This window comes from Ruminococcus sp. YE282, from assembly GCA_900101355.1.
Taxonomy (GTDB): Bacteria; Bacillota; Clostridia; order Oscillospirales; family Acutalibacteraceae; genus Ruminococcoides; species Ruminococcoides bromii_A.
In genome coordinates, this window is sequence record FMUV01000008.1 from 1 (window position 1) to 20,809 (window position 20,809).

Consider the following 20,809-nt stretch of genomic DNA (forward strand, 5'->3'; position numbering starts at 1 on the left):
TTTCAATATACATCACAAGCATATTTTAACCTAACTAAATCTTACGGCATTACGCCTTCAATGTCAAGACGTGGTAACCCATATGACAATGCTTTAGCAGAAAATTTCTTTTCAATTCTCAAAACCGAATGTATTTACAGAACCAAGCTCAAAACTTATGAGGAGGCACGCCTCATCTTAAGTGAGTATATTCATTTCTACAACAACCATAGAATTCAACTCAAAACAAAACTGACACCACTTGAAAAGCGATGTCAGTATGTTGCTTAAAATTTAATATTTTCTACCATTTGGTCTGTTTTTGTACTGTCCGTACAATTTGGAGCAGTTCAAAATCCCGGTAATCGGTTTTGTTATTTTTATTTAAATCAATCTGAGCAACGCTATGCTTGGATTATTTAAGAGTTTCGGCAATAGCCTCTTTCATAATGTTAAGACCCTTTAGAAGAAGCTCGTCCTCAATTACAAGCGGAGGCATAATCTTAACCACTGCACCCTCACGTCCTGCGCATTCGCAGATAAGCTTGTGCTCAAAGCATTTTTCAACAACTGTTTCAGACAGTGCCGAATTGATTTTACCGAAATCAATACCGCAGATAAGTCCGATTCCTCTGAATTCAAGTCTTGAATCAAGCGGAAGTATTTCTTTTTCAACAAAGTTTCTTACAATCTCACCCTTGCGGCGTGTTTCTGCTTCAACATTGTTTTCAAGCAAATAATCAAACGAAGCTGCACCTGCAATAAATGAAAGCTGGTTACCTCTGAATGTGCCGTTGTGTTCGCCCGGCTTCCAATCGTCAAGCTCGTCCTTGATAAGAACAATGGCAAGCGGCATACCGAGTCCGCCGATTGACTTTGACATAACAACGATGTCAGGAGCAATTCCGGCACGCTCGAATGAGAAGAAAGTACCTGTACGGCAGCAACCTACCTGAACGTCGTCAACAATCATCACGATGTCGTTCTTTGTGCAAAATTCCCTTACATCTCTAAGGAACTGCTCGTCAAACACTCTTATTCCGCCCTCAGCCTGAACTGTTTCCATAACAAGTGCGGCAGGCTTCTCAACGCCTGAATGGTCGTCGTCAATAAGTGTTTGCATATATTCAATTACATTCAAACCCTCAAACATATAAGGAGCAGGAATGTGTGTGCAGTCAACAAAGGTTGCGCCTGCGCCGTTGCGGGCAAACATCTCTGATGTAAGCGACAATGCGCCCAGTGTCATTCCGTGGAAGCAACCCATAAACGCAAAAATGTTTCTTCTGTGCTTTATTTTGCGTGCAAGCTTAATTGCAGCTTCAATGCCGTTGGTTCCGGTAGGACCCGTAAACTGGATCTTATACTTTAATCCTCTCGGCTCAATAATTTTCTTCTCCATTGATTCAATGAAGTTTCTCTTTGGAATTGTGTACATATCAAGAGCATGGATAATACCGTCTGTTGAAAGGTAATCAACCATTTTTTTCTTGATATATTCGTTGTTATGACCGTAGTTTACGGCACCTGCGCCGCAAAAGAAATCAATGTAATCGTTTCCTTCCTCATCTGTCATAACAGCTCCCTTGGCGTTAGTAAACACTGTGGGAAAATGTCTGCAATAAGAACGTACCGAAGACTCATATTTCTCAAATGTTCCTGTATTCATATCCACTATACCTCCACTTTGTTATATATCTTAATGTATCCGCGAATATTGCCCTGCATTATATTTTCAATCTGTTCAGGCTCGTCCGGGAGCAACACTAAAATCTGATTTTGTGCCCGAAGCACATAACCGTCGCTGCCTATTTTGTTTTCCAATTTTTTACAATCATCAACCTTGGTGTCTGCGACGGCATTTGAAATAATTTTTTTGATGCTTCTGTAATTATCAAAGCAAAGGCCTCCGATTACAAATACAAGATTGTATTTTTTGAATGCGTTAATCAAGACAGCACCCAGTCCCATACATTCAGTTGCAAACGATGTGTTTGCAAGCGTCAACCCAAGTTCCGAAAAACTTTTTTTAAGTGCTCTTTCGCAAAGAGATGTTTTTCTTGCCGAATAAAACACTATCCTACAATCCAACCGTTACCCCTCCCTTTAATTCTGTTCCTTTAGAACAGGTTCAAAATTAGGGGCAATAGTCATATCCGACTCAACCTTGTCAAAGTCAAGCTGCCAGCCCTTAAATACATAGTCGTAATAATCGTCACTCGGCTTAACGGGGTCTTCCGGAGCTTTTGCCGCTTTGCCGTATTCAACCTGCTGAGAGCTAATCTCCGAACCGTCATAGTTTATGAACTTAACCGTCAGATATACCTTAGCCTCGGTTGTAGGCTCGGGAGCCTTGGTTTCCTTTTTATTGCCTTCGGTGTCGGCGGCAGTTGACGGTGCTGCCGAGGTCGGCTCAACGACCTTTTGTTCCTTAAAGTCATAATCACCGTTGTACCAATCTATCTCGCCTGCATCGTATGCCGTGCAGAAATCGGTAACCTTGGGCCTTGTTCCGCCGTAAGCCGAATAGTAAACCTCGGGCCAAACAGCATTGTCGTTAAGGCTTGCCTTTGAAACGTCTACCTTTGCGGACTCTCCGTCCCTTACTTTTCTTGCAACAACAACTGTTCTGAAGTTTGTAAACTCATAGGAACATGTCGAAAGTGTGATAAGCTCATCATCTTCATTTACATCAACAGGACAATTTATGAGCGAACGTATTCTTACGTTGTAAACGTAGTTCATAAAATCCTTATCATTTTGGAAATTGCCTATCATATAATTGAAGAACTCGCCCTGGCTTGAAAGCGTGTTGGTCTTGAACACGGAAATAATCTTGTATGTTCCGTCTGACTTAGGCGTGTCAAACTCTATTGTAGGCGATTCCTTGTAAAAGTCAAGGTTTCCTGTTGTTCCGCCGTAATTCATAAGGTTTCCAAACATAGAGCCGTCGTTCATATGGTGTCCGTGAATAACGGTATTCTTGCTGTCTGTTCCCTCTGTGCAGCGATAATCAAGGAATATGCTGCCAAACGAATCATAGCCGCCCTTATAATTATGCGAAAGGTAATACTGGTAATTTCTGTCGTCTTCCTTATGCCACAAAACAGGATAATCAATCTGGGTATCATTAATTTGAATCCAGCCGACAATTTCATCGTTTATTGACTTCAACTCATCCCAGTTTATGCCTTCTTTTACGTCGGGCTTTTTGTTGTCCTCAGTTGTTTCGCTGTGGGCAACACGCTGAATTTCTCCATTCAACTGAGCATTTTTTACACTCAGGAATATCAAATTATAAAACAGCATTGCAAGTGCTGCAAGGAACACCAAAAAAGCCATTATTAAAACGCATTTTCTGGTTACTTCCTTTTTGCTGTCGCCTCTGACCGGAATAAAATTATTTACAAATCCGGTCTTTGCCGGCAAATATTCCTGCTCGCTGAATCCGTTTGGAAAGTCGTTGGCGGAATTTTCGAATACCTCGGTTGTTCTAACCGCTGCAAGAGCGGCAACTTTGCCAAATTCAACGCCTGTAAGCTCTGCTTTTGGGATTGTGGCAACGCGTATTCCTATGTACATAAAGCAATAGCCCTTGTAACCGTTGCCAAAATCTCCGAGCGGAAAAACTTTTGCCTTCTTGCGAATTAATCTGAACTCTTCCGAAAGCTTATCAAGTTCATCCTGTGAAGCTTTTCTTTTTCTTGCCTGGGCAAAGGCACGGTTGCGCTGTTTCCAATAATCTTTCGGAGCGGGGGTGCTTTCGGCACGTTCGGCGGCAACCACTGTTTCAACAAAATACTTTTTGAAAGATTTGCTGTCCTTTGTGTCCAAAGCATTGGCAATGATAACCATGTCGGGTTTGTTGGACGATTTTGCAATTGAATTGAGCGCACTGTTAATTGTTGCAGGCGTCAAAAGTGTTTTTTTGATTTCCGTCAGCGAATATCCGTAATTATACAGCTCCGACCTGAGTTTGTCGGTTTGTTCCGGCAGAGTATCCGTTTCTGTCTTTTTGCTGACAGACAAAATCTGAATATACACGCAGGTTTTCTCCTTTCGTGTTGATAAAACGCACATTGTGTTTACACTGTAAAATGCGTAGGCTTTAGTCGTTGTCCGGCTTGATATAGGTTGTCTTAAGATTTTCAAGAGCAACCTCAACAAGTTCGTTAAAATCAGCCTTTTCCTGAGCCTCTTTAACATATTTAAGCACAGGCTTTGTACGTGGATGTTTTGGTGTAAACACCGTACAGCAGTCCTCATAAGGCTCAATTGAAGTTTCGTATGTATCAATTTTATAGGAAATATCAATGATTTCCTGTTTATCCATTCCGATAAGCGGTCTGAAAACCACCATATCGGTAGCTTCGTCAGTGCACTGCAAAGCACCTATGGTCTGGCTTGCAACCTGACCGAGGCTTTCGCCCGTGATAAGTGCGGCACAATCGTTTTGTTTTGCAATCCTTTCGGATATTTCCATCATAAGTCTGCGCATAATGATTGTGAACAGTTCCTCGGGACAATCGGACTTTATCTTTTCCTGAATTTTTGTAAACGGAACGGTATACATAGTCATAGTTCCGGAATATTTGGCAACCTTTTGCAAAAGGCGCACAACCTTTTCTTCGGCACGCATACTTGTATACGGCGGACTTGCAAAGTGAATTGCGGTCAGTCTTATGCCGCGCTTTGCCATCATATATGCCGCAACTGGAGAATCTATTCCTCCGCTGATGAGTATTGCCGCATTTCCGCCTGTTCCCACAGGGATTCCGCCTGCGCCCTTTATCGGGTCGGCGTGAATATATGCTCCGAAGTCACGGATTTCCACATACACCGTAACCTCGGGATTGTGAACGTCAACTTTAAGATGAGGAAACTTTTCAAGTATTGCTCCGCCTGCTTCCCTGCAAATATCGGGAGATTTATACGGGAACTTTTTATCGCTTCGCTTTGCTTCTACCTTGAATGTTTTGGCGTTTTTCAAAACATCTTCAAGATAATACGGGGCAGTTTTCATAACCGACTCAAGTGTTTTTTCGTCACAAACAACAGCCCTTGAAAAAGCGGCAATTCCGAAAATCCTTGAAATTCTGTCGCAGGCTTCGTCAAGGTCGGCGTCATCGTCAAGCGGTTTAACATAAATGGTTGACTGAGCCGAAGTTACCTCAAATTTTCCGATTGGGTAAAGCGAATGTTTTACGTTCTTTTTAAGTATGTCCTCAAAAGCACGGCGATTAAGTCCTTTTAAAACTATTTCGCCGTCTTTTACAAGTATAATTTCTTTCATATTATATCCAAATTTACTATTATTTAAAGTACTCACGAAAATATCGTACAAATTTATCATTTAAGATTAGGGCAAAATTCATAATCATCTGTGTGCAAGTGTCGTAAGACCTGCTTTTATCCCTGCGCACAGGGCTTCAACGTCCTTAGCTGTGCTGTACTTTGAAAAGCTTATTCTCAGTGCGCTGTCGGCTCTGTCCTTTGAAAGTCCCATAGCGCTGAGCACATAACTCGGCTTGCCCTTTGCACAGGCGCTTCCCGACGAAACATAAACATCAAGTTCTTCAAGAAAATGAAGCATTGTTTCGCTTCTTACCTTGCCTGCCGAAATGTTCAAAACATACGGCAATGCGTTTTGCGGTGAATTTATTGTAACGCCGTCAATTTCGGTCAGCAATGATTTTGCATAATTGTTGAGTTCTTCGACTTTTTTAAGATTGCCGTCAATATCAAATTCATTGCAGGCAACGCCGAAAGCCGCAATTAAAGGCAGTGCCTCTGTGCCGGGACGCAGCTTCTTTTCCTGCTCGCCGCCGTAATGAAGAGGAACAATTCTTACGCCTTTTTTGACGTATAATGCGCCGCAGCCTTTTGGGGCGTGCACCTTATGTGCGCTTACGCTTATCAGGTCGGCGCCAAGCCTTTTGGCATTTATCTTAATCTTGCCGAACGCTTGAACGGCGTCCGTATGACAGACTACGTCAGGATTTTTTGCCCTTACTGCCGAAAAAATTTTATCAATCGGCATAATTGCTCCGGTTTCATTGTTGACAAGCATAACAGACACAAGAATTGTGCCGCTGTCTACCGCCGCCGCAACATCGTCGGCGTAGATTATGCCGTCGGCTCTCGGAGCAATCCGAACAACTTCAAAGCCGTCAGATTCAAGCTTGTTTGCGGCTTCAACAATGCTGCTGTGTTCTACGGCAGAAACCACAATTCGGTTACCTCTGCGCTTTTTAGCCTGAGCCGTGCCAAACAAAGCCGTGTTATTTGACTCTGTGCCGCCGCTTGTAAAATACAATTCGTCAGTCTGAACGCCAAGGCGCTTTGCCACGCTTTTTCTGGCGGCTTCAAGCTCATGCTCGGCTTGCAAACCCATAAAGTGAAGAGAAGACGGATTGCCGTAGGTCTGAGTCATTATCTCAAAGGCCTTTTGCGCCGCCTTTTCCGAAACGACAGTTGTGGCACTGTTATCAAGATAATGCATCAAACTCTTTCCCTCCAATAAACATTCCAATGAATATATATTGCTATTATACTACATAAGATTAAAAAAATAAAGAAATTTTTAAACATAAATATCATAAATCGGTATAAGATAAATTTAAAATAATTATGTAAACCGACAAAGAAGGGATTTTTTGATTTCACCAAAAGAATACGATAAAATAGTCAAGAAAAACTCGCCAAAAAGCACGATTTTTAAAAACTGCCTTATGGCATTTCTGATTGGCGGAGCAATCTGCACTGTCGGTCAGGGACTTTTGGAGCTTTACCAAATGTGGGGACTTGACGAGGACACAAGCAAAACCCTCACATCGGTAACCCTGATTTTCTTCGGAATTCTTCTGACGGCAATCGGTGTTTATGACAAAATTGCAAAACATGCCGGCGCAGGTACGCTTGTTCCGATTACAGGTTTTGCAAACGCCGTTTCGTCTCCTGCAATTGAATTTAAAGCCGAGGGATATGTTACGGGACTTGGGGCAAAGCTGTTCATTATTGCAGGACCTGTAATTGTTTACGGTGTGTCGGCATCAATAATTTACGGAGCGGTTTTGTGGATACTTCATATGTTTGGAATAACGTTATTTTAATGTTTTGAATTGATGAAAATCGGGCAGTTACAGCGACTGCCCGTACATATTTAATTGAGAACTACGATTGTTTGCAAAAATCAGAACTTGCGCTTGATTGCAAGCAACGCAAAAACATAGCCTTCAAGACTTCCGCAATATTATATAAATTCAACTAAAGTTTTTATAGGTCATCGCCTCAAAAGCAGGTGACACAGGAATTTTGGATATATCAAAGCAAAAAAGATAGCTTACCAAGGCTGTCGTTTATCTGTTTATGGCTTTATACTGCTTTATCATATTCAAAAAATACAATTTTTCGTCTTCGTTTAGGGTTGCAAGGTTATGGACTATTTGTTCCGAAATTACATCGGTTCCGACGTTAACCGTGTCGCTCAAAAGGTAATCAACCGTAACCCCCAAGGCTACGGCAATATTGGCAAGAGTTTCAACACTCATATTCCTGCCGTTTTCAATAAGGCTCATAAAATTTACCGAAATATCAACCTTTTCGGCAAGCTGTTCTTGGGTTATCCCCCTTTTCAGCCTTTCTCTTTTTATGCGTCTGCCAAGCCCGTTTAAATTCATATTATCAACCCCAACTACTATTATAGTTGTAATTATTAATAATATAACATACAATATTTGTATTTTTATATTGACAATATTGGTAGCGAGACTTATAATATTGTCAAATAAAGTAGTTTTTTGGGAGGAGATACAAATGATTTTTTAGCAAATTTGCTCAAGCGTATTCTAAATTGATTTTTAAACAATAAGGGGGACTTATTTATGTACACAAGACCGATAATTTACAAGGTGTATTCTGTTATTATATTTGCTTTTTCAATTTTTTCTTTTCTTGGCAGTATTGCAACGCTGTTTATTCCTTTTGATACTCTGCCCAATTTAGGAAGCCTCAGTTCCGTTATTAACACGGCAGCCGTTATCATAAAAATTGGTTTGTTGATTTCAACTCTGCTGACACTTTTCTTTGCATACACCGAGTTTTCTTCTATGATTTGCTTTGCCGATATGATTGATTATGAAAAAAGCGGCGCTGTTTTTCCGTTTGAAAAGAAAAACTTTGTTATGTCCGCAAATGTATACAGAAAATTCGGCACTGTAATTTTTTATATAAATATGGTTATCGCTCTAATCTCAACCATCGTGTGTATTATTTCATACTCAATAGTTAAACAGGCTTTTATTGCACTTCCTGTTATCCCCTTGCTTGGAATAACATTCAGCACCGTTTTGGTGTACATACAATACTTTTGCAAATACAATGCATTTTCTGATTTGCTTGACGTTGTTTCCGTAAAAAATCCGACAAATCAAATGTTAGACCGACTCAAAACCAACAAACCGAACACTTTGAGAGGTTTTTGCGTTTTTCTTTATGTAATTGCAATTATTTTTTCAGTAGCAGTAATTATCAGTCTGTTTTTGTTAGGCGGACAAATATTTTCGCTTAATATATATGCAGGGATATTTTTGTCGGTATTTATAATTGTATGTTCGGCATTAATTGTACTGTCTTTAAGTGTAACCGGCTGTTACTATGACAACCTCGCAAAGATGCTTGAACATTATATGATTAAATACAAAATGATTTGAGGAGGCGGCAAAATATGAAAAGCAAAGAGGAATTTTTAAAAGAATATCGTTCAAAACACACGGGAATGTATGTTGCGGCTGTATTATCTGTTATTTTTGATATTATCGGAACTGTTATTATTTTAGCAAATGTTATTCCGTTGATTAAATACCGTTATATTTACAGTGAAGGTCAAACAGTATTTTGGTTGGTTTTAGGAATGGTGTTCTGGATAATCGGCACGGTTCTGATAATTTACAGCAAATCTGTTGATAGGCGTGGATTGTCAGAATACGAAAACTACTTAAAAAATCAGGCGTCCGTTACAGCCTTTGGCAGAGAAGCCGCAAAACATAATTCAAGCGACGAATGGGTGTGCAAAAATTGCGGAAAAGTAAACAAAAGCTACGTTGGTTCTTGCGGCTGCGGAGAGGTAAAACCAAAATGAAAAAAGTTATTGTTTTAATAACAGCCATATCAATTATTTTGCTCACTTCTGCCTGCGGAAAAACAGAAAATATCGAAAGTTCCGTTGTGATTACAGCTACTGACACTGAATATATTGACCTCGTTTATGATAACATTGAAAATTGGGACATCACACAGAACGACAGCGGAAAAACATTTTCAATTGATAAAATCAGCTTCTATAAATTTGCCAACGGAGACAAAATGGCATTTTACATCAATTACCCAATCGCAGGCTATTCCGGACGCGGTTATTATCTTAACATTGACGAGGGTACAATGGAGCAAATTACTTATAGCGTATACGACCACGATATTAAGGAATGGAACACTTCATATATGGCAAAAAACGCATTGTACGGAACGTACTGGAACAGTAACGCAGACGAAAACGAAAAACATTCTGTTATCAAAGAAGCATTTGAAAACTATCTGAAATCAAGGCGAGACTAAAGCTGTTCAGGTACATAAACACAAAAACGGCGTAACCGATTAAATTTCGGTTGCGCCGTAAATTTTATATCTTGTATGTCAGAGCAACACTCTGCTTTTCCTGCACATAATAGAGCCTGCAAATAATTGCAGGCAGTGCAAAAACGTCATTTGCTCATTTTTACGATGAGAACTTATAAATAACTTCCGCTAAAATTTTGAATGCCCCTCGCCGCATTAGGCGAGAGGCATTTGATTTATATTATATATTCTGTTTTATCAATCAGATAACTCTTACTCTTACAACGCCGTCAACAGCAGCAATTTTCTCTGCGTCGGCTTTGTCTGCGCCTGCAACGTCAAGAATTGTGTAAGCATATTCGCCGCGGCTCTTTGAAAGCATATTTTCGATGTTGCCGTTAAGCTCAGAAAGCACTTTCTTAAGAAGTTCGGGAACATTCTTGTGCATTACGCAAAAACGTGTATCGTTTGTGTTTCTCGGAAGAGAAATTGCAGGATAGTTTACTGAATTTACAATGTTACCGTTTTCAAGGTATTCCTTAACCTGGTCACAAGCCATAACAGCGCAGTTTTCCTCGCTCTCGGGAGTTGAAGCGCCAAGGTGTGGCAGGCAGATTACGTTCTCTTCGCCGAGAATATCATCTGTACCGAAATCTGTTACATACTTTGCAACCTTTCCGCTCTTAAGAGCTTCAAGAACAGCTGTTGAATTAACAAGACCGTCACGGCTGAAGTTGAGGATGCGAACTCCGTCTTTCATCTTAGCCATCATATCTGCATCAACAAGGTCCTTTGTGTCGGGAGTAAGCGGAACATGAATTGTGAGGTAATCACAGTTTGTCATAACCTCTTCGTTGTTCTTCATCAGCTTAATGCTTGGGTCAAGACGAAGTGCGTTCGGAACAGACATAAACGGGTCATAACCGATTACCTGCATTCCGAGGGCTGCTGCTGCATTTGCAACAAGTATGCCGATTGCACCAAGTCCGATAACGCCAAGGGTTTTGCCCCTAAGCTCGGGACCTACAAACTGGCTCTTGCCCTTTTCAACCATTTTTCCGACAGCGTCGCCGTTGCCCTTCAAAGTTGTTTTTTCCCACTCAATTCCTTCAACAATCTTACGTGAAGAAAGAAGAAGACCGGCAAGAACAAGCTCCTTAACAGCGTTTGCATTTGCGCCGGGAGTATTGAAAACAACTATACCCTTTTCTGTGCATTTATCCTTTGGAATATTGTTTGTGCCTGCGCCTGCTCTTGCGATTGCAAGAAGATTGTCGGCAAATTCCATATCATGCATTGCTGCGCTTCTTACAAGAATCGCATCGGGGTTTTCAACTTCGTTGCCATAGCTGTAATTGCTTCCAAGGCGGTCTGTGCCGATTGGAGCGATTTTATTTAATGTAAGTACGTTATACATTTTAATCAACCTCTAAAATTATTTATTTTCAGCCTCGAACTTCTTCATAAACTCAACAAGCTTTTCAACGCCCTCGTAAGGCATAGCATTGTAGATAGAAGCACGCATACCGCCAACCGAACGGTGACCCTTGATGTTTACAAGGCCGTTTTCTGTTGCTTCCTTAACAAACTTAGCGTCAAGGTCTTTGTCGCCTGTAACGAAAGGTACGTTCATAAGTGAACGGTCCTCGGCAACTACTGTACCCTTGAAGAGCTTTGAGTTATCAAGAAAATCATAAAGGAGCTTAGCTTTCTTTTCATTAAGCTCTTTCATCTTGTCAAGTCCGCCGATTTCATTCTTAATCCACTCAAATACGAGCTTTGCAACATAGATTGAATAGCAAGGCGGTGTGTTAAAGAGGGAATCCTTGTCTGCGTGAGTTTTATAATTGAGCATTGTAGGAGTAATGTCCATAGCGTTGCCGATAAGGTCTTCACGAACAATTACAATTGTTACGCCTGCACCGGAAACGTTCTTCTGTGCGCCTGCAAAAAGAAGACCGAACTTTGAAACGTCAATCGGCTCTGAAAGAATGCAGGAAGAAATATCTGCAACAAGCGGAATATCGCCTGTATCAGGCAATTCGTGGTAAACTGTGCCGTAAATTGTGTTGTTCATACAAATGTAAACATAGTCTGCATCGTCTCTGAACATTGAGCGGTCTGTCTTTGGAATATAAGAATATGTCTTATCTTCAGAAGAAGCAACAGCCTTTGCGTCGCCGTAGCGTACAGCTTCCTGATAAGCCTTCTTAGCCCACTGACCTGTGATTATGTAATCAGCCTTGTTGTTCTTATTCATAAGGTTGAGCGCAACCATAGCAAACTGTGTTGAGCCGCCGCCCTGAAGGAAAAGAACCTTGTAGTTATCCGGAATATTCATAATTTCGCGAAGAAGTGCTTCGGCGTCTTTGATGATTTTATCAAAAACAGCACTGCGGTGTGACATTTCAAGAACGCTCTGACCGCTGCCGTGATAATCGAGCATTTCATCCGCTGCTGTCTTAAGAACAGACTCCGGCAACATTGACGGGCCTGCAGAAAAATTATAAACTCTTGCCATTGTAAAAACTCCCTTTATATTTTTTAAAGTAAGCAGTTGTGTTAACAACTGCGCCCATAGTTGACAAATAAATTTAATAGTAGTGATACTCTGCTTTTCTTGCTAAAAGCAGAGGTTAAAACAGATTGCAAGCAATGCAATAAAGCTTTAGCTCCTCATAATTTCGGTTGAAGTCTATGCTTCCGCTGAAATTGCGAATAGATTCCGCTTTAGAGGCAGGTGACATCTGCACTTAAATTATACGCTTGTTGGGGTTTAAAGTCAATAAGAATAGATTCTTTTGGTTAAAAATTTAACAATTTTTTGTCTGTTTTGCCTTATAAAAAACATCAGCCAAGCGTAATTTTTCCTATTGTGCCGACAATCTCGTCTCTCATTCTCACAGCTTCGTTTCTTGCCGCCTGTGCAAAGTCTTCTTCGGTTAAGCCCTGCTTTTTCCAAGCGCACATAATTCCTCGGCTTGAGTTAATTACAGCTCCGAGTCCGTTCTTGTCAAACGCATTCTTAACGTCCTCGGCACCGCCGCCCTGTGCACCATATCCCGGTACAAGGAAGAACGTATGCTTTGCCTTTGCACGCATCTCCAAAAGCTGTTCGGGATATGTTGCGCCGACAACCGCACCGATTGCCGAGTAACCGTATTTTCCCATAAGCTCGCTGCCCCAGTTCTCGCACATTTTGCCCATATGCTCATAGACGGTTTCGTTTGTATCAAGCTTCATATCCTGAAGCTCGCCCGAACTTGGATTTGAAGTTTTTACAAGTACAAAAATGCCCTTATCTTTTTCTTTGCAAATATTGGCAAGCGGCTTGATTCCGTCAGTTCCGAGATAGCCGTTTACGGTAAGTGCGTCTGCGCCGAATGCGTCAATCTTTTCTCCGTCAACATCGGTGGTACCGAGGTGAGCGGTGGCATAAGCTTCCATTGTTGTGCCGATGTCGTTGCGCTTGCCGTCGGTCATAACAAACATACCCTTTGACTTTGCATAGGCAATGGTGTCGCAAAGCGCCTTTACGCCCTGCCAGCCGTACATTTCATAATATGCCGCCTGCGGCTTGATTGCAGGAACAATATCATAAAGGCTGTCTATAAGAGCCTTGTTAAATTCAAACAGAGCCGCTGCCGCACCGTCAAGTGTTTTGCCGTATTTTTCAAAACACTTTTTCTTGATTGAAGCAGGCACATAGTCAAGCTTTGGGTCAAGACCTGCAACGGTCGGGTTTTGCTTTTCTGCAATTTTTTCTATCAATCTGTCAAGCGACATATTCATTCTCCTTTTGCTTTATATTCGGTAAAGACGGCATACTGTACATAAGTCTATCCGACTTAATCATGCCGAACGGTGATGCCTGCAATTTCATTATATGCTTCATCAGCTGTTGATTATATCATAAAGTTCATTGGCGAACTTTGAATAATCCTTTCTTTCCTCATTTACAAACTGAATTGCCGGACGTGGGTGGGTATTGTACTGACCTGTAAGCATATACGGAATGTCATAGCCCCATTTTACGCCTGCTTCTTTAAGTTTATGAGTGTGATTTTCAATTATTTTGAGAATCGGATTAACCTTATACTTAGGATTTTTGAGGAAACCGAGCAAAAGCTCAAGAGCACAGTTGCCTGCACCTCTGCCCATTCCGTCAACAGTAGCATCAAGATAGCTTGCGCCAAATGTCATAGCCTCAATTGTATTTGCAAAAGCAAGCTGCTGATTGTTGTGGGCGTGAATACCGACAGATTTTTTATATTTATCTGCTGTTTCACCGTACAAGTCAGCAAGTCTTCTTGCCTCTTCGGGATACAATGCGCCGTAGCTGTCAACAATGTAAAATGCGGATACAGGTGTTTTGCCGAAAATATCAAGTGCAGCCTTTATGTCCTCTGTTCTTGCCTTTGAAACAGCCATAATGTTGATGGTGGTTTCATACCCCATTTTTGCACAGTATTCAATCATTTCCACAGCGGACGGAATTGCGTTGATATAGGTTGCAACTCTGATTAAGTCAATCGGGCTGTCCTTTTTGGGGATAATGTCCTTTTCAAAATCTGTTCTGCCGACATCAGCCATAACAGCAACCTTTAAGCCGCTTTTGTTGTCGCCGACAATCTTTCTTATATCCGCATCGTTACAGAACTTCCACTTGCCAAAATCGTCCTCGTTGAAAATTTCTTTTGAAGCCTTGTAACCGAACTCCATATAATCAACGCCTGCTTTGATGTTTGCCTCGTACAAATCCTTTACGAATTTGTCGTCAAAACGAAAATTGTTGCAAAGACCGCCGTCACGAATCGTTGCGTCAACCACTCTTATGTCCTGTCTTACCGACAGTAAATCGCCTTTTTGTGCCATAGTTTTTACTCCCTGCTATTTAATATTTAATTATTAACTGATTAATTATCCTCAAACACAAGCTTTCCGCCCAAAAACGTTTTCTTGACCTTGCCGCACAGTTTTTTGCCCTTAAACGGAGTGTTTTTGCTTTTGCCGTGAAGTTTTTCAACATCAACCGTCCACTCCTCGTCAAGGTCAACAAGTGCAATATCGGCAGGCGCACCTTTGCTTAAAGTTCCGGCATTTATGCCGAGAATTTTGGCAGGATTGGTGCTCATTTTGCGAACAATTTCTTCAAAGCTCAACAAGCCTGTTTTTACAAGATACGTTACAGCCACAGCCAACGAAGTCTCCATTCCGATTGAACCGTTGGGAGCCTTTTCAAAATCGGCTTTTTCTTCAACCGTATGCGGTGCATGGTCGGTGGCAACGGCGTCAAGGGTTCCGTCGCAAAGGCCGCTGATTATTGCCCTGACGTCCTCGGCGGTTCTGAGCGGAGGATTCATACGATAATCTGCGTCACGCTTCAAAAGCTCCTCTTCCGTCAGTGAAAAATAGTGCGGCGCTGTTTCGGCGGTAACTTTTACCCCACGCCTTTTTGCGTCGCGTACAAGTTCAACGCTCGTCTCGGTGCTTACGTGGCAAATATGAATCGGAACATTAAGTGCCGCTGCCAAAGCAATTTCTCTGGCTGTTCCGCAATCTTCCGCAGCTCTTGGAATACCCTTTACTCCAAGCTTTTTTGATACCTTGCCCTCGTTTATTTTACCTCCGTCTGCAAGGTACAAATCTTCGCAGTGTGCAACAACGCTCATTTTGAGTTTTGGTGTCCTTTGCATAGCGTCACTCAAAAACTTTGTGTTAACAACAGGTCTGCCGTCATCCGAAAGTGCAATCGCACCTGCTTTTTTAAGTTCGTCAAGGTCGGTAGGTTCTTCGCTTTTTAGTCCCTTGGTGATACTTGCCGCAACATAAACATTCGCATCAGCCTGTTTTGCTTTGTCCAAAACATATTTTACGGTGGCGGCATTGTCAACGGTCGGATTTGTGTTCGGCATTGCAAGCAAGCTTGTTACACCGCCTGCCGCCGCTGCTCTGCACCCCGTTATTATATCTTCCTTTTGTGTTTGTCCGGGGTCACGCAAATGGACATGCATATCTACCAGTCCGGGGATTGCATAAAATCCCGAAGCCTCAACAACTTCACCGTCGGTGCTTAAATTTTCCCCGATATTTTCTATCCTGCCATTCTTAATTAATATATCGTATTTTCCGTTAATACCGTCGGCAGGTGATACGACATTTGCATTTTTTATCAGTATTTCTTTCATAGTTATCTTCTTCTGTTGTTTGGTCTGTTAGTAGGTCTGTTTGTCGGTCTTCTTGTTTGTCCGCCGTTGGGTCTGTCGGTTCGCTTATGAACCTGAACAAGTCCGCCGTTCTGCATCTCACGCCTTTGCTCACGCTGCTTTTCCGCTCTCATTTTTGCACGGCGACGGCACTCTTCTTCGGCTTGTCTGCGCTTCTTTGCAGCACGTTTATGCTTTATCATTCGACTTACATTAGTTGCAAAATATCCGCAGTGCGTTCCGAACGACTTTATTCCCGAGCCAATGGCTTTGAATGTATTAAGAACGAACTTGCCTGCATTAACGCCTGCCTTTTCAACTGCGGCTGCACGCTTTTCGACCTCATTGATAACATCGTAATCTTCGGCGTCACGAATTTCTTTGCTGCTCACCACACCCATAGTCTTTTTGGGTGCTTCCTCAAAGAAATCATAACCGTTCTTGAACTTTGCACGACGTGCGTCCTGTCTTACAAGGTCTTCATCGTTTGTATATTCATTAAAATCATCGTCGGAATCGGCATCGTCTGATGAATCGGATTGCTGTTCGGACTGAGGCTTTTCTTCTGAATTATCGTTATCATTGTCTTCAGTGCTGTCGTCTGAACTGTCATCGGTGTTTTCATCGGTGCTGTCAGAATCCTCGTCAACCGCCTCAACATTAATCATTTCCTCTTCCGGGCTTGGCTCAACGTCGATTTCATCAACGCTTACTTCCGTTACGGATTCAGGTTCAACCTCTTCAATATTGCTATCTGTATTATTATCTGTGACGTTGGCGGCAGTATTCTCCTCAGCCTCTGTTTCGGGTTTAGCCTCATAAATTTTTACTGCCTGTGACTTTTTATTTACACTTGCACGATAATTTAGAATATCGTCAATTTCGTCCTCGTATGATTCCGTATTTTCCGATTCCCTCTTTGTTTCCTGCTTATCAGAATTGCGGCTTAATCCCAAACCGTAGAAATAATCGTCAAAGTCTTCATCATCATTTGACGCGGATGTATGAACCTCGGGATTAATATCAACAACATCGTCATCATTGCTGTGTTTGTTATCGCCGTCATATTTCGGTTCATCACTTTCCTCAAAATCAGCAATATTATATGACGGATAGTCGTCTTGCGAAGTATTCTTTCTTGTATATTTGCCTGAAAGTTCCTCAATAATCTTAGAGTTCTTTCTCTTTTTCCTCTTACGTCTCGCAAATTTTGCAATCAAAATCAAAAAGACAATAATCAATATAATTAACAGCGTCGCTCCGATTATTACAAAGAGAATAATGTTGCTTGAACTGTCTGCCTTTTGGAAAACCACGGTGGAAACTATTGAATTAAGAGTAGCATAATCTTCGGGTTTAACATCGTCGCCGTTGCGCTGTATTACAACATTAACATTCTTTCCGTCAAAAACCGTGTTTGCCTGATAGGTTTTTATTTGGCTTCCGTTGCTGTTCACATCTGCGGCAAGGTACAGCCAAACTATGCTTCCTGCGCTGTCGGGTGAACATGCGGTATATTCGCTCTGGCTCAAAAAGTTTTTGGTAACGTCACTGAGCTTGTCTTCCTGCAAAAGGTTATAGTTACCGATTCTTTTGCTTTCTTCGCTTTGCGTCATTGTAACGGTAATTGTAATTTCAGAGTTACTGTCCATTCCCTGAAGATAAATATTGCCGTTTTCAAGATTTTTCATTGTTGTGTCATAATCAAGACCAAATACCGAAAAATACTTATCGTCAGCCTTGCTTGAACGGGTGACCGTTGTAATATTGTCCGGAAGCGAAATTTTCATATCGTTTATCTCGCTTATCACATAACTATTGTCTGCTGCACTGCACACAAATACAGAAAGCACGCACAAAATCACAGCAAGTGCGGCAACCGCGCTCCTTTTGAGTACGTTTTTTCTCATCAACCACTGCCTCCAAAGTAGGAATTTTTTCGGAATACAGCTAACGCTTTTCCTGATAAAGTTATAAATATTTACATACAGCTTTAATTATACATAATTCGAGTATAAAATACAAGTTTTTTATTACAAAAATTTAACTATTAAACTGTCTTAGCCGAACCTGTTTTTTAATATTTGTTATATAAAAGACAAATCTCAAATTAGCCTTAAGATGTATAAACCGTCGTCAGATTATACTTGTGCATAATACAACAAAAAGTTGCCGCCAATCAACAAGCGACAACTTTTTAGTTTCTTTATTCTGTTTTATTTATAAATCAGTTTTTCTGATATTCGGTAGCCATATATATTACAACATCGGGAGAGGTCTCTTCTATGTAATCTTTTAAAGAACCTGTGTAACTTCTCAAATCAATACAATCCAACTGCTGAAAATTCTGAGACAGATAAGGAGCAACAACGCATCCAAAGGAATCCAAAATCAACAAAGCTCTCTTTCCGTTATTGATATTGTTATTTTTAATCTCAACCAGATCGTGATTGCCCAGCATATAGGTATCGTATGCAGTTTGATCTTTATTAAGCAGATTATCGGGGGTAATACATTCCCTGTGAATAATAGTATCCTCAAAAGTACCTTTTAAAATTTCTCCGCTGCCGGCAATCTTTACCGACATATCGGTATCATACTTTGGAGTAATAACATCCAAATCATCTGCACCGGCATAAAGATAGCCGACTCTTTTTCCCTGTGAGCCTAAAAACGCATTATAGTGTGTTTCAACATTATAGTTTGATATATCGTACAAATCTGAATTTAAATTGTAATTATATAGACTGTTCAGCTTTTCCGTTATCAACTGACTTACCCAAATACCTGTTTTAGGCGTCCAATGGTGGTCGGTTTTAAAAAACAAACAATATTTATCTATATTCTGTTCATCAACTATATCTTGAATATCCAACACGCCAATATTATTTTGCAGAAGACGTTTTTTTAATTCCCCATAGTTTGATTTGTGTGCATACGGATAATTTGCAGGCAATAAATCTTTATCGTCCGTAGTTTTGCTCAACTTATTTATATACATCAAATTAATATTATTTTTATCACATACCGACTTAATATCAATAAGATAATTTCCCAAATTAGTGAGGTCCTCGTCTGAAGTATTCTTAAATGTTAAGTATCCGTTGTTTAACTTTAACACCTCATACTCCGGGTCAACGTCATCAATCAGTTTTTTGTCAATTAAATTTTGTACTGCACCGTATGAGTTTATTGAAATATCGTGAAATACATAATATTCACTCATTCTGCTGTCAAAGTCTTTAAAACCGTTTCCGATTTTTGACAACACATTGGTATCTTCAGGTGAATTTAAATAACCTCTTGCCAAGCCGCCTAAAATTTTTGTGGGAGCAGTAATAAACGAGAGCACAAAAGAAACCATTATAAAAACAACAAACAAAATCGCAATAATATTTTTATAAGTAAATTTAAATTTTTTCACTTTACACCTCAGAAATTAAAGTAAATAAACGGATTATATGCTCCCTTTACCAAATAAGTAACACTTACAAGGAATAAAACCATCAACACTACAACCACCAGCACAGAAACAACCTTTTTGCCCTGAAAATGTTTATAGTATAAAGATTTTAATAAAGGCGTACTTATTATGATTGCAAAAACAAAATAAACTATATTTTCTTTTAGCAAAAACAAAGCTTCATTGTCTATTAATGTTCCTGTACCGCCAAACATAGCGGCAATATAAGAAAACGCTTCCGTTACGTTGTCTGCTCTGAACAAAACCCAGCCCAATATAACAAACAGCAATGTATAGATATGTCTAAGCCATACAAGCTTGCCGCTCTTATGCAGGTTTGTCAGTTTTTCAAACGTTAAAAGCACAAAGTACATAAAGCCCCAAAGTATAAAGGTCCAATTGGCACCATGCCAAATACCTGTCAACATCCATACAATAAACAAATTGAGTATCAATCTTGACTTATGTTTTACTCTGCTGCCGCCCAGCGGAAAATAAACATAGTCTCTGAACCATGTTCCGAGAGAAATATGCCATCTGCGCCAAAACTCGGTTATTGAAGAAGAAATGTAAGGATAATCAAAGTTTTCCAAAAACTTAAATCCAAACATTCTTCCAAGGCCTATTGCCATATCACTGTATCCGCTAAAGTCAAAGAATATCTGCAACGTGTATGCAATTGCACCAAGCCATGAAAAGGCAACTGATATATTGCCGTCATCGCTGTTAAAAGCACTGTCTGCAACTATTGCCAATGTATTTGCAAGCAACACCTTTTTGGATAATCCTATGATGAATCGACAAACACCGCTTGAGAAGTCGTCAAAAGTTTCTTTTCTGCATTGAATTTGATATGCAACGGTCTCATATCTTACAATCGGGCCTGCAATTAACTGAGGGAAAAACGCTATGTATAACCCGACATTAAGCGGATTTTTCTGAACCTGCTCTCCCCTGTAAACGTCAATTACATATGACATTGCCTGGAATGTGAAAAACGATATTCCCAAAGGCAGGGCAATTTGAGGAACATAAAAATCTGCGCCCGACAAATTATTAATATTCTCAATTACAAACGCCAAATATTTAAATATAAAAAGTATGCCCAAATTAAAAACGGCGGTGATAAACAAAAACACCTTAGCCGTTGATTTTTTATATTTATATTTATTAATTGCCAATCCAAACACATAGTTCATAAATATTGACAATAACATAACTAAGACAAAAATAGGTTCTCCCCACGCATAAAAAAGAAGACTTGCAAAAAACAAAAATACGTTTTGCAGCATTCTGCTTTTTCTGCAAACAGTATAATACAGTATTAATACTATCGGAAGAAAAAAGAACAAAAATGTTGTACTTGAAAACAGCATAAATTAACCCCAAAAAATTTATGTAAACAATAATTATCCTTTTAGCTCAATAAAAAGCTGCCGTTGATATTCTGGATGAATTCAACACAGCCAAAATTCTATTTAATTCTAAAAAAACAATACCTGTTTTTAGATTAGTAATCAGACTATTTATGTCCTAATAAAAATTAAAT

General features: G+C 40.4%; 19 protein-coding genes. 5 read left to right on the plus strand and 14 right to left on the minus strand.

The genetic code is table 11. The features are described from left to right. On the plus strand, positions 1–270 hold a 270-nt coding region (locus BLP46_RS04245; RefSeq protein ID WP_143000443.1), incomplete at its 5' end, for an IS3 family transposase. Positions 271–394: 124 nt separating this feature from the next. Here BLP46_RS04245 and BLP46_RS04250 read toward each other — a convergent pair. From BLP46_RS04250 to BLP46_RS04270, 5 genes are all read right to left on the minus strand, one after another. Further along, positions 395–1,648: a diaminobutyrate--2-oxoglutarate transaminase gene (locus tag BLP46_RS04250; RefSeq protein ID WP_092976304.1), complete on the minus strand. Its 1,254-nt coding sequence runs from the start codon at positions 1,646–1,648 to the stop codon at positions 395–397. A gap of 5 nt (positions 1,649–1,653) precedes the next feature. Further along, positions 1,654–2,070, minus strand: a complete 417-nt coding sequence (locus BLP46_RS04255; protein WP_143000444.1) for a hypothetical protein — start codon at positions 2,068–2,070, stop codon at positions 1,654–1,656. A gap of 15 nt (positions 2,071–2,085) precedes the next feature. Continuing rightward, positions 2,086–4,023, minus strand: a complete 1,938-nt coding sequence (gene srtB / locus BLP46_RS04260; protein WP_167669172.1) for a class B sortase — start codon at positions 4,021–4,023, stop codon at positions 2,086–2,088. A 64-nt stretch (positions 4,024–4,087) separates the two neighbouring features. After that, positions 4,088–5,272 carry a tRNA uracil 4-sulfurtransferase ThiI gene (gene thiI, locus BLP46_RS04265; RefSeq protein WP_092976141.1) on the minus strand — a complete coding sequence of 395 codons (1,185 nt, stop codon included), beginning with the start codon at positions 5,270–5,272 and terminating at the stop codon, positions 4,088–4,090. Between the two features lie 84 nt (positions 5,273–5,356). Further along, a complete protein-coding gene (locus BLP46_RS04270; RefSeq protein WP_092976307.1) occupies positions 5,357–6,481 on the minus strand; it encodes a cysteine desulfurase family protein in 1,125 nt (374 codons plus the stop codon). A 154-nt stretch (positions 6,482–6,635) separates the two neighbouring features. On the opposite strand from BLP46_RS04270, the gene spoVAC reads away from it, so the two are divergent. Further along, positions 6,636–7,091: a stage V sporulation protein AC gene (gene spoVAC, locus BLP46_RS04275; protein ID WP_092976144.1), complete on the plus strand. Its 456-nt coding sequence runs from the start codon at positions 6,636–6,638 to the stop codon at positions 7,089–7,091. 246 nt (positions 7,092–7,337) lie between these two features. Here the strand turns inward: spoVAC and BLP46_RS04280 are convergent, their stop codons facing one another. Continuing rightward, a complete protein-coding gene (locus BLP46_RS04280) occupies positions 7,338–7,658 on the minus strand; it encodes a helix-turn-helix domain-containing protein (RefSeq protein WP_092976147.1) in 321 nt (106 codons plus the stop codon). 204 nt (positions 7,659–7,862) lie between these two features. Between BLP46_RS04280 and BLP46_RS04285 the strand changes: the two genes are divergently transcribed. From BLP46_RS04285 to BLP46_RS04295, 3 genes are read left to right on the plus strand one after another with little or no spacing between them, the layout of a single operon-like run. Beyond that, positions 7,863–8,690, plus strand: coding sequence for a hypothetical protein (locus tag BLP46_RS04285; protein WP_092976150.1), 828 nt, complete (start codon positions 7,863–7,865; stop codon positions 8,688–8,690). Positions 8,691–8,704: 14 nt separating this feature from the next. Continuing rightward, the gene (locus BLP46_RS04290) at positions 8,705–9,118 is read left to right on the plus strand and encodes a hypothetical protein (RefSeq protein ID WP_092976154.1); all 414 of its coding nucleotides are present in this window, start codon (positions 8,705–8,707) and stop codon (positions 9,116–9,118) included. Continuing rightward, entirely contained in the window at positions 9,115–9,591 is a 477-nt protein-coding gene (locus BLP46_RS04295) for a hypothetical protein (RefSeq protein ID WP_092976157.1), read from the plus strand. The genes BLP46_RS04290 and BLP46_RS04295 overlap by 4 nt, the downstream gene beginning before the upstream one ends. Before the next feature lie 262 nt (positions 9,592–9,853). On the opposite strand, the gene BLP46_RS04300 is transcribed toward BLP46_RS04295, so the two are convergent. The 8 genes from BLP46_RS04300 to BLP46_RS04335 all read right to left on the minus strand — a co-directional run bounded on the left by BLP46_RS04300 (position 9,854) and on the right by BLP46_RS04335 (position 20,636). Then, a complete protein-coding gene (locus BLP46_RS04300; protein WP_092976160.1) occupies positions 9,854–11,008 on the minus strand; it encodes a 3-phosphoglycerate dehydrogenase family protein in 1,155 nt (384 codons plus the stop codon). An 18-nt stretch (positions 11,009–11,026) separates the two neighbouring features. Beyond that, on the minus strand, positions 11,027–12,112 hold the full coding sequence (gene serC / locus BLP46_RS04305) for a 3-phosphoserine/phosphohydroxythreonine transaminase (RefSeq protein ID WP_092976163.1): 1,086 nt from the start codon (positions 12,110–12,112) through the stop codon (positions 11,027–11,029). A gap of 329 nt (positions 12,113–12,441) precedes the next feature. Beyond that, entirely contained in the window at positions 12,442–13,377 is a 936-nt protein-coding gene (gene pyrF / locus BLP46_RS04310) for an orotidine-5'-phosphate decarboxylase (RefSeq protein WP_092976165.1), read from the minus strand. Positions 13,378–13,485: 108 nt separating this feature from the next. Next, a complete protein-coding gene (locus tag BLP46_RS04315; protein WP_092976168.1) occupies positions 13,486–14,466 on the minus strand; it encodes an aldolase catalytic domain-containing protein in 981 nt (326 codons plus the stop codon). 41 nt (positions 14,467–14,507) lie between these two features. Continuing rightward, positions 14,508–15,779 (minus strand): dihydroorotase, encoded by a 1,272-nt coding sequence (locus tag BLP46_RS04320; protein WP_092976171.1) that lies wholly within the window; start codon positions 15,777–15,779, stop codon positions 14,508–14,510. Between the two features lie 2 nt (positions 15,780–15,781). Beyond that, positions 15,782–17,707, minus strand: coding sequence for a hypothetical protein (locus BLP46_RS04325; RefSeq protein WP_092976174.1), 1,926 nt, complete (start codon positions 17,705–17,707; stop codon positions 15,782–15,784). Between the two features lie 317 nt (positions 17,708–18,024). Next, entirely contained in the window at positions 18,025–19,221 is a 1,197-nt protein-coding gene (locus BLP46_RS04330) for a DHHW family protein (RefSeq protein ID WP_092976177.1), read from the minus strand. Positions 19,222–19,229: 8 nt separating this feature from the next. Then, positions 19,230–20,636, minus strand: coding sequence for an MBOAT family O-acyltransferase (locus BLP46_RS04335; RefSeq protein WP_092976180.1), 1,407 nt, complete (start codon positions 20,634–20,636; stop codon positions 19,230–19,232). Positions 20,637–20,809: the final 173 nt, after the last annotated feature.

What these genes read in the sequence shown, in the direction of transcription:
- BLP46_RS04250 (WP_092976304.1), bottom strand. Translation starts at nt 1,648, where the DNA reads ATGAATACAGGAACATTTGAGAAATATGAGTCTTCGGTACGTTCTTAT.
- thiI (WP_092976141.1), bottom strand. Translation starts at nt 5,272, where the DNA reads ATGAAAGAAATTATACTTGTAAAAGACGGCGAAATAGTTTTAAAAGGA.
- BLP46_RS04270 (WP_092976307.1), bottom strand. Translation starts at nt 6,481, where the DNA reads ATGCATTATCTTGATAACAGTGCCACAACTGTCGTTTCGGAAAAGGCG.
- BLP46_RS04280 (WP_092976147.1), bottom strand. Translation starts at nt 7,658, where the DNA reads ATGAATTTAAACGGGCTTGGCAGACGCATAAAAAGAGAAAGGCTGAAA.
- BLP46_RS04285 (WP_092976150.1), top strand. Translation starts at nt 7,863, where the DNA reads ATGTACACAAGACCGATAATTTACAAGGTGTATTCTGTTATTATATTT.
- BLP46_RS04290 (WP_092976154.1), top strand. Translation starts at nt 8,705, where the DNA reads ATGAAAAGCAAAGAGGAATTTTTAAAAGAATATCGTTCAAAACACACG.
- BLP46_RS04295 (WP_092976157.1), top strand. Translation starts at nt 9,115, where the DNA reads ATGAAAAAAGTTATTGTTTTAATAACAGCCATATCAATTATTTTGCTC.
- BLP46_RS04300 (WP_092976160.1), bottom strand. Translation starts at nt 11,008, where the DNA reads ATGTATAACGTACTTACATTAAATAAAATCGCTCCAATCGGCACAGAC.
- serC (WP_092976163.1), bottom strand. Translation starts at nt 12,112, where the DNA reads ATGGCAAGAGTTTATAATTTTTCTGCAGGCCCGTCAATGTTGCCGGAG.
- pyrF (WP_092976165.1), bottom strand. Translation starts at nt 13,377, where the DNA reads ATGTCGCTTGACAGATTGATAGAAAAAATTGCAGAAAAGCAAAACCCG.
- BLP46_RS04315 (WP_092976168.1), bottom strand. Translation starts at nt 14,466, where the DNA reads ATGGCACAAAAAGGCGATTTACTGTCGGTAAGACAGGACATAAGAGTG.
- BLP46_RS04320 (WP_092976171.1), bottom strand. Translation starts at nt 15,779, where the DNA reads ATGAAAGAAATACTGATAAAAAATGCAAATGTCGTATCACCTGCCGAC.
- BLP46_RS04325 (WP_092976174.1), bottom strand. Translation starts at nt 17,707, where the DNA reads ATGAGAAAAAACGTACTCAAAAGGAGCGCGGTTGCCGCACTTGCTGTG.
- BLP46_RS04335 (WP_092976180.1), bottom strand. Translation starts at nt 20,636, where the DNA reads ATGCTGTTTTCAAGTACAACATTTTTGTTCTTTTTTCTTCCGATAGTA.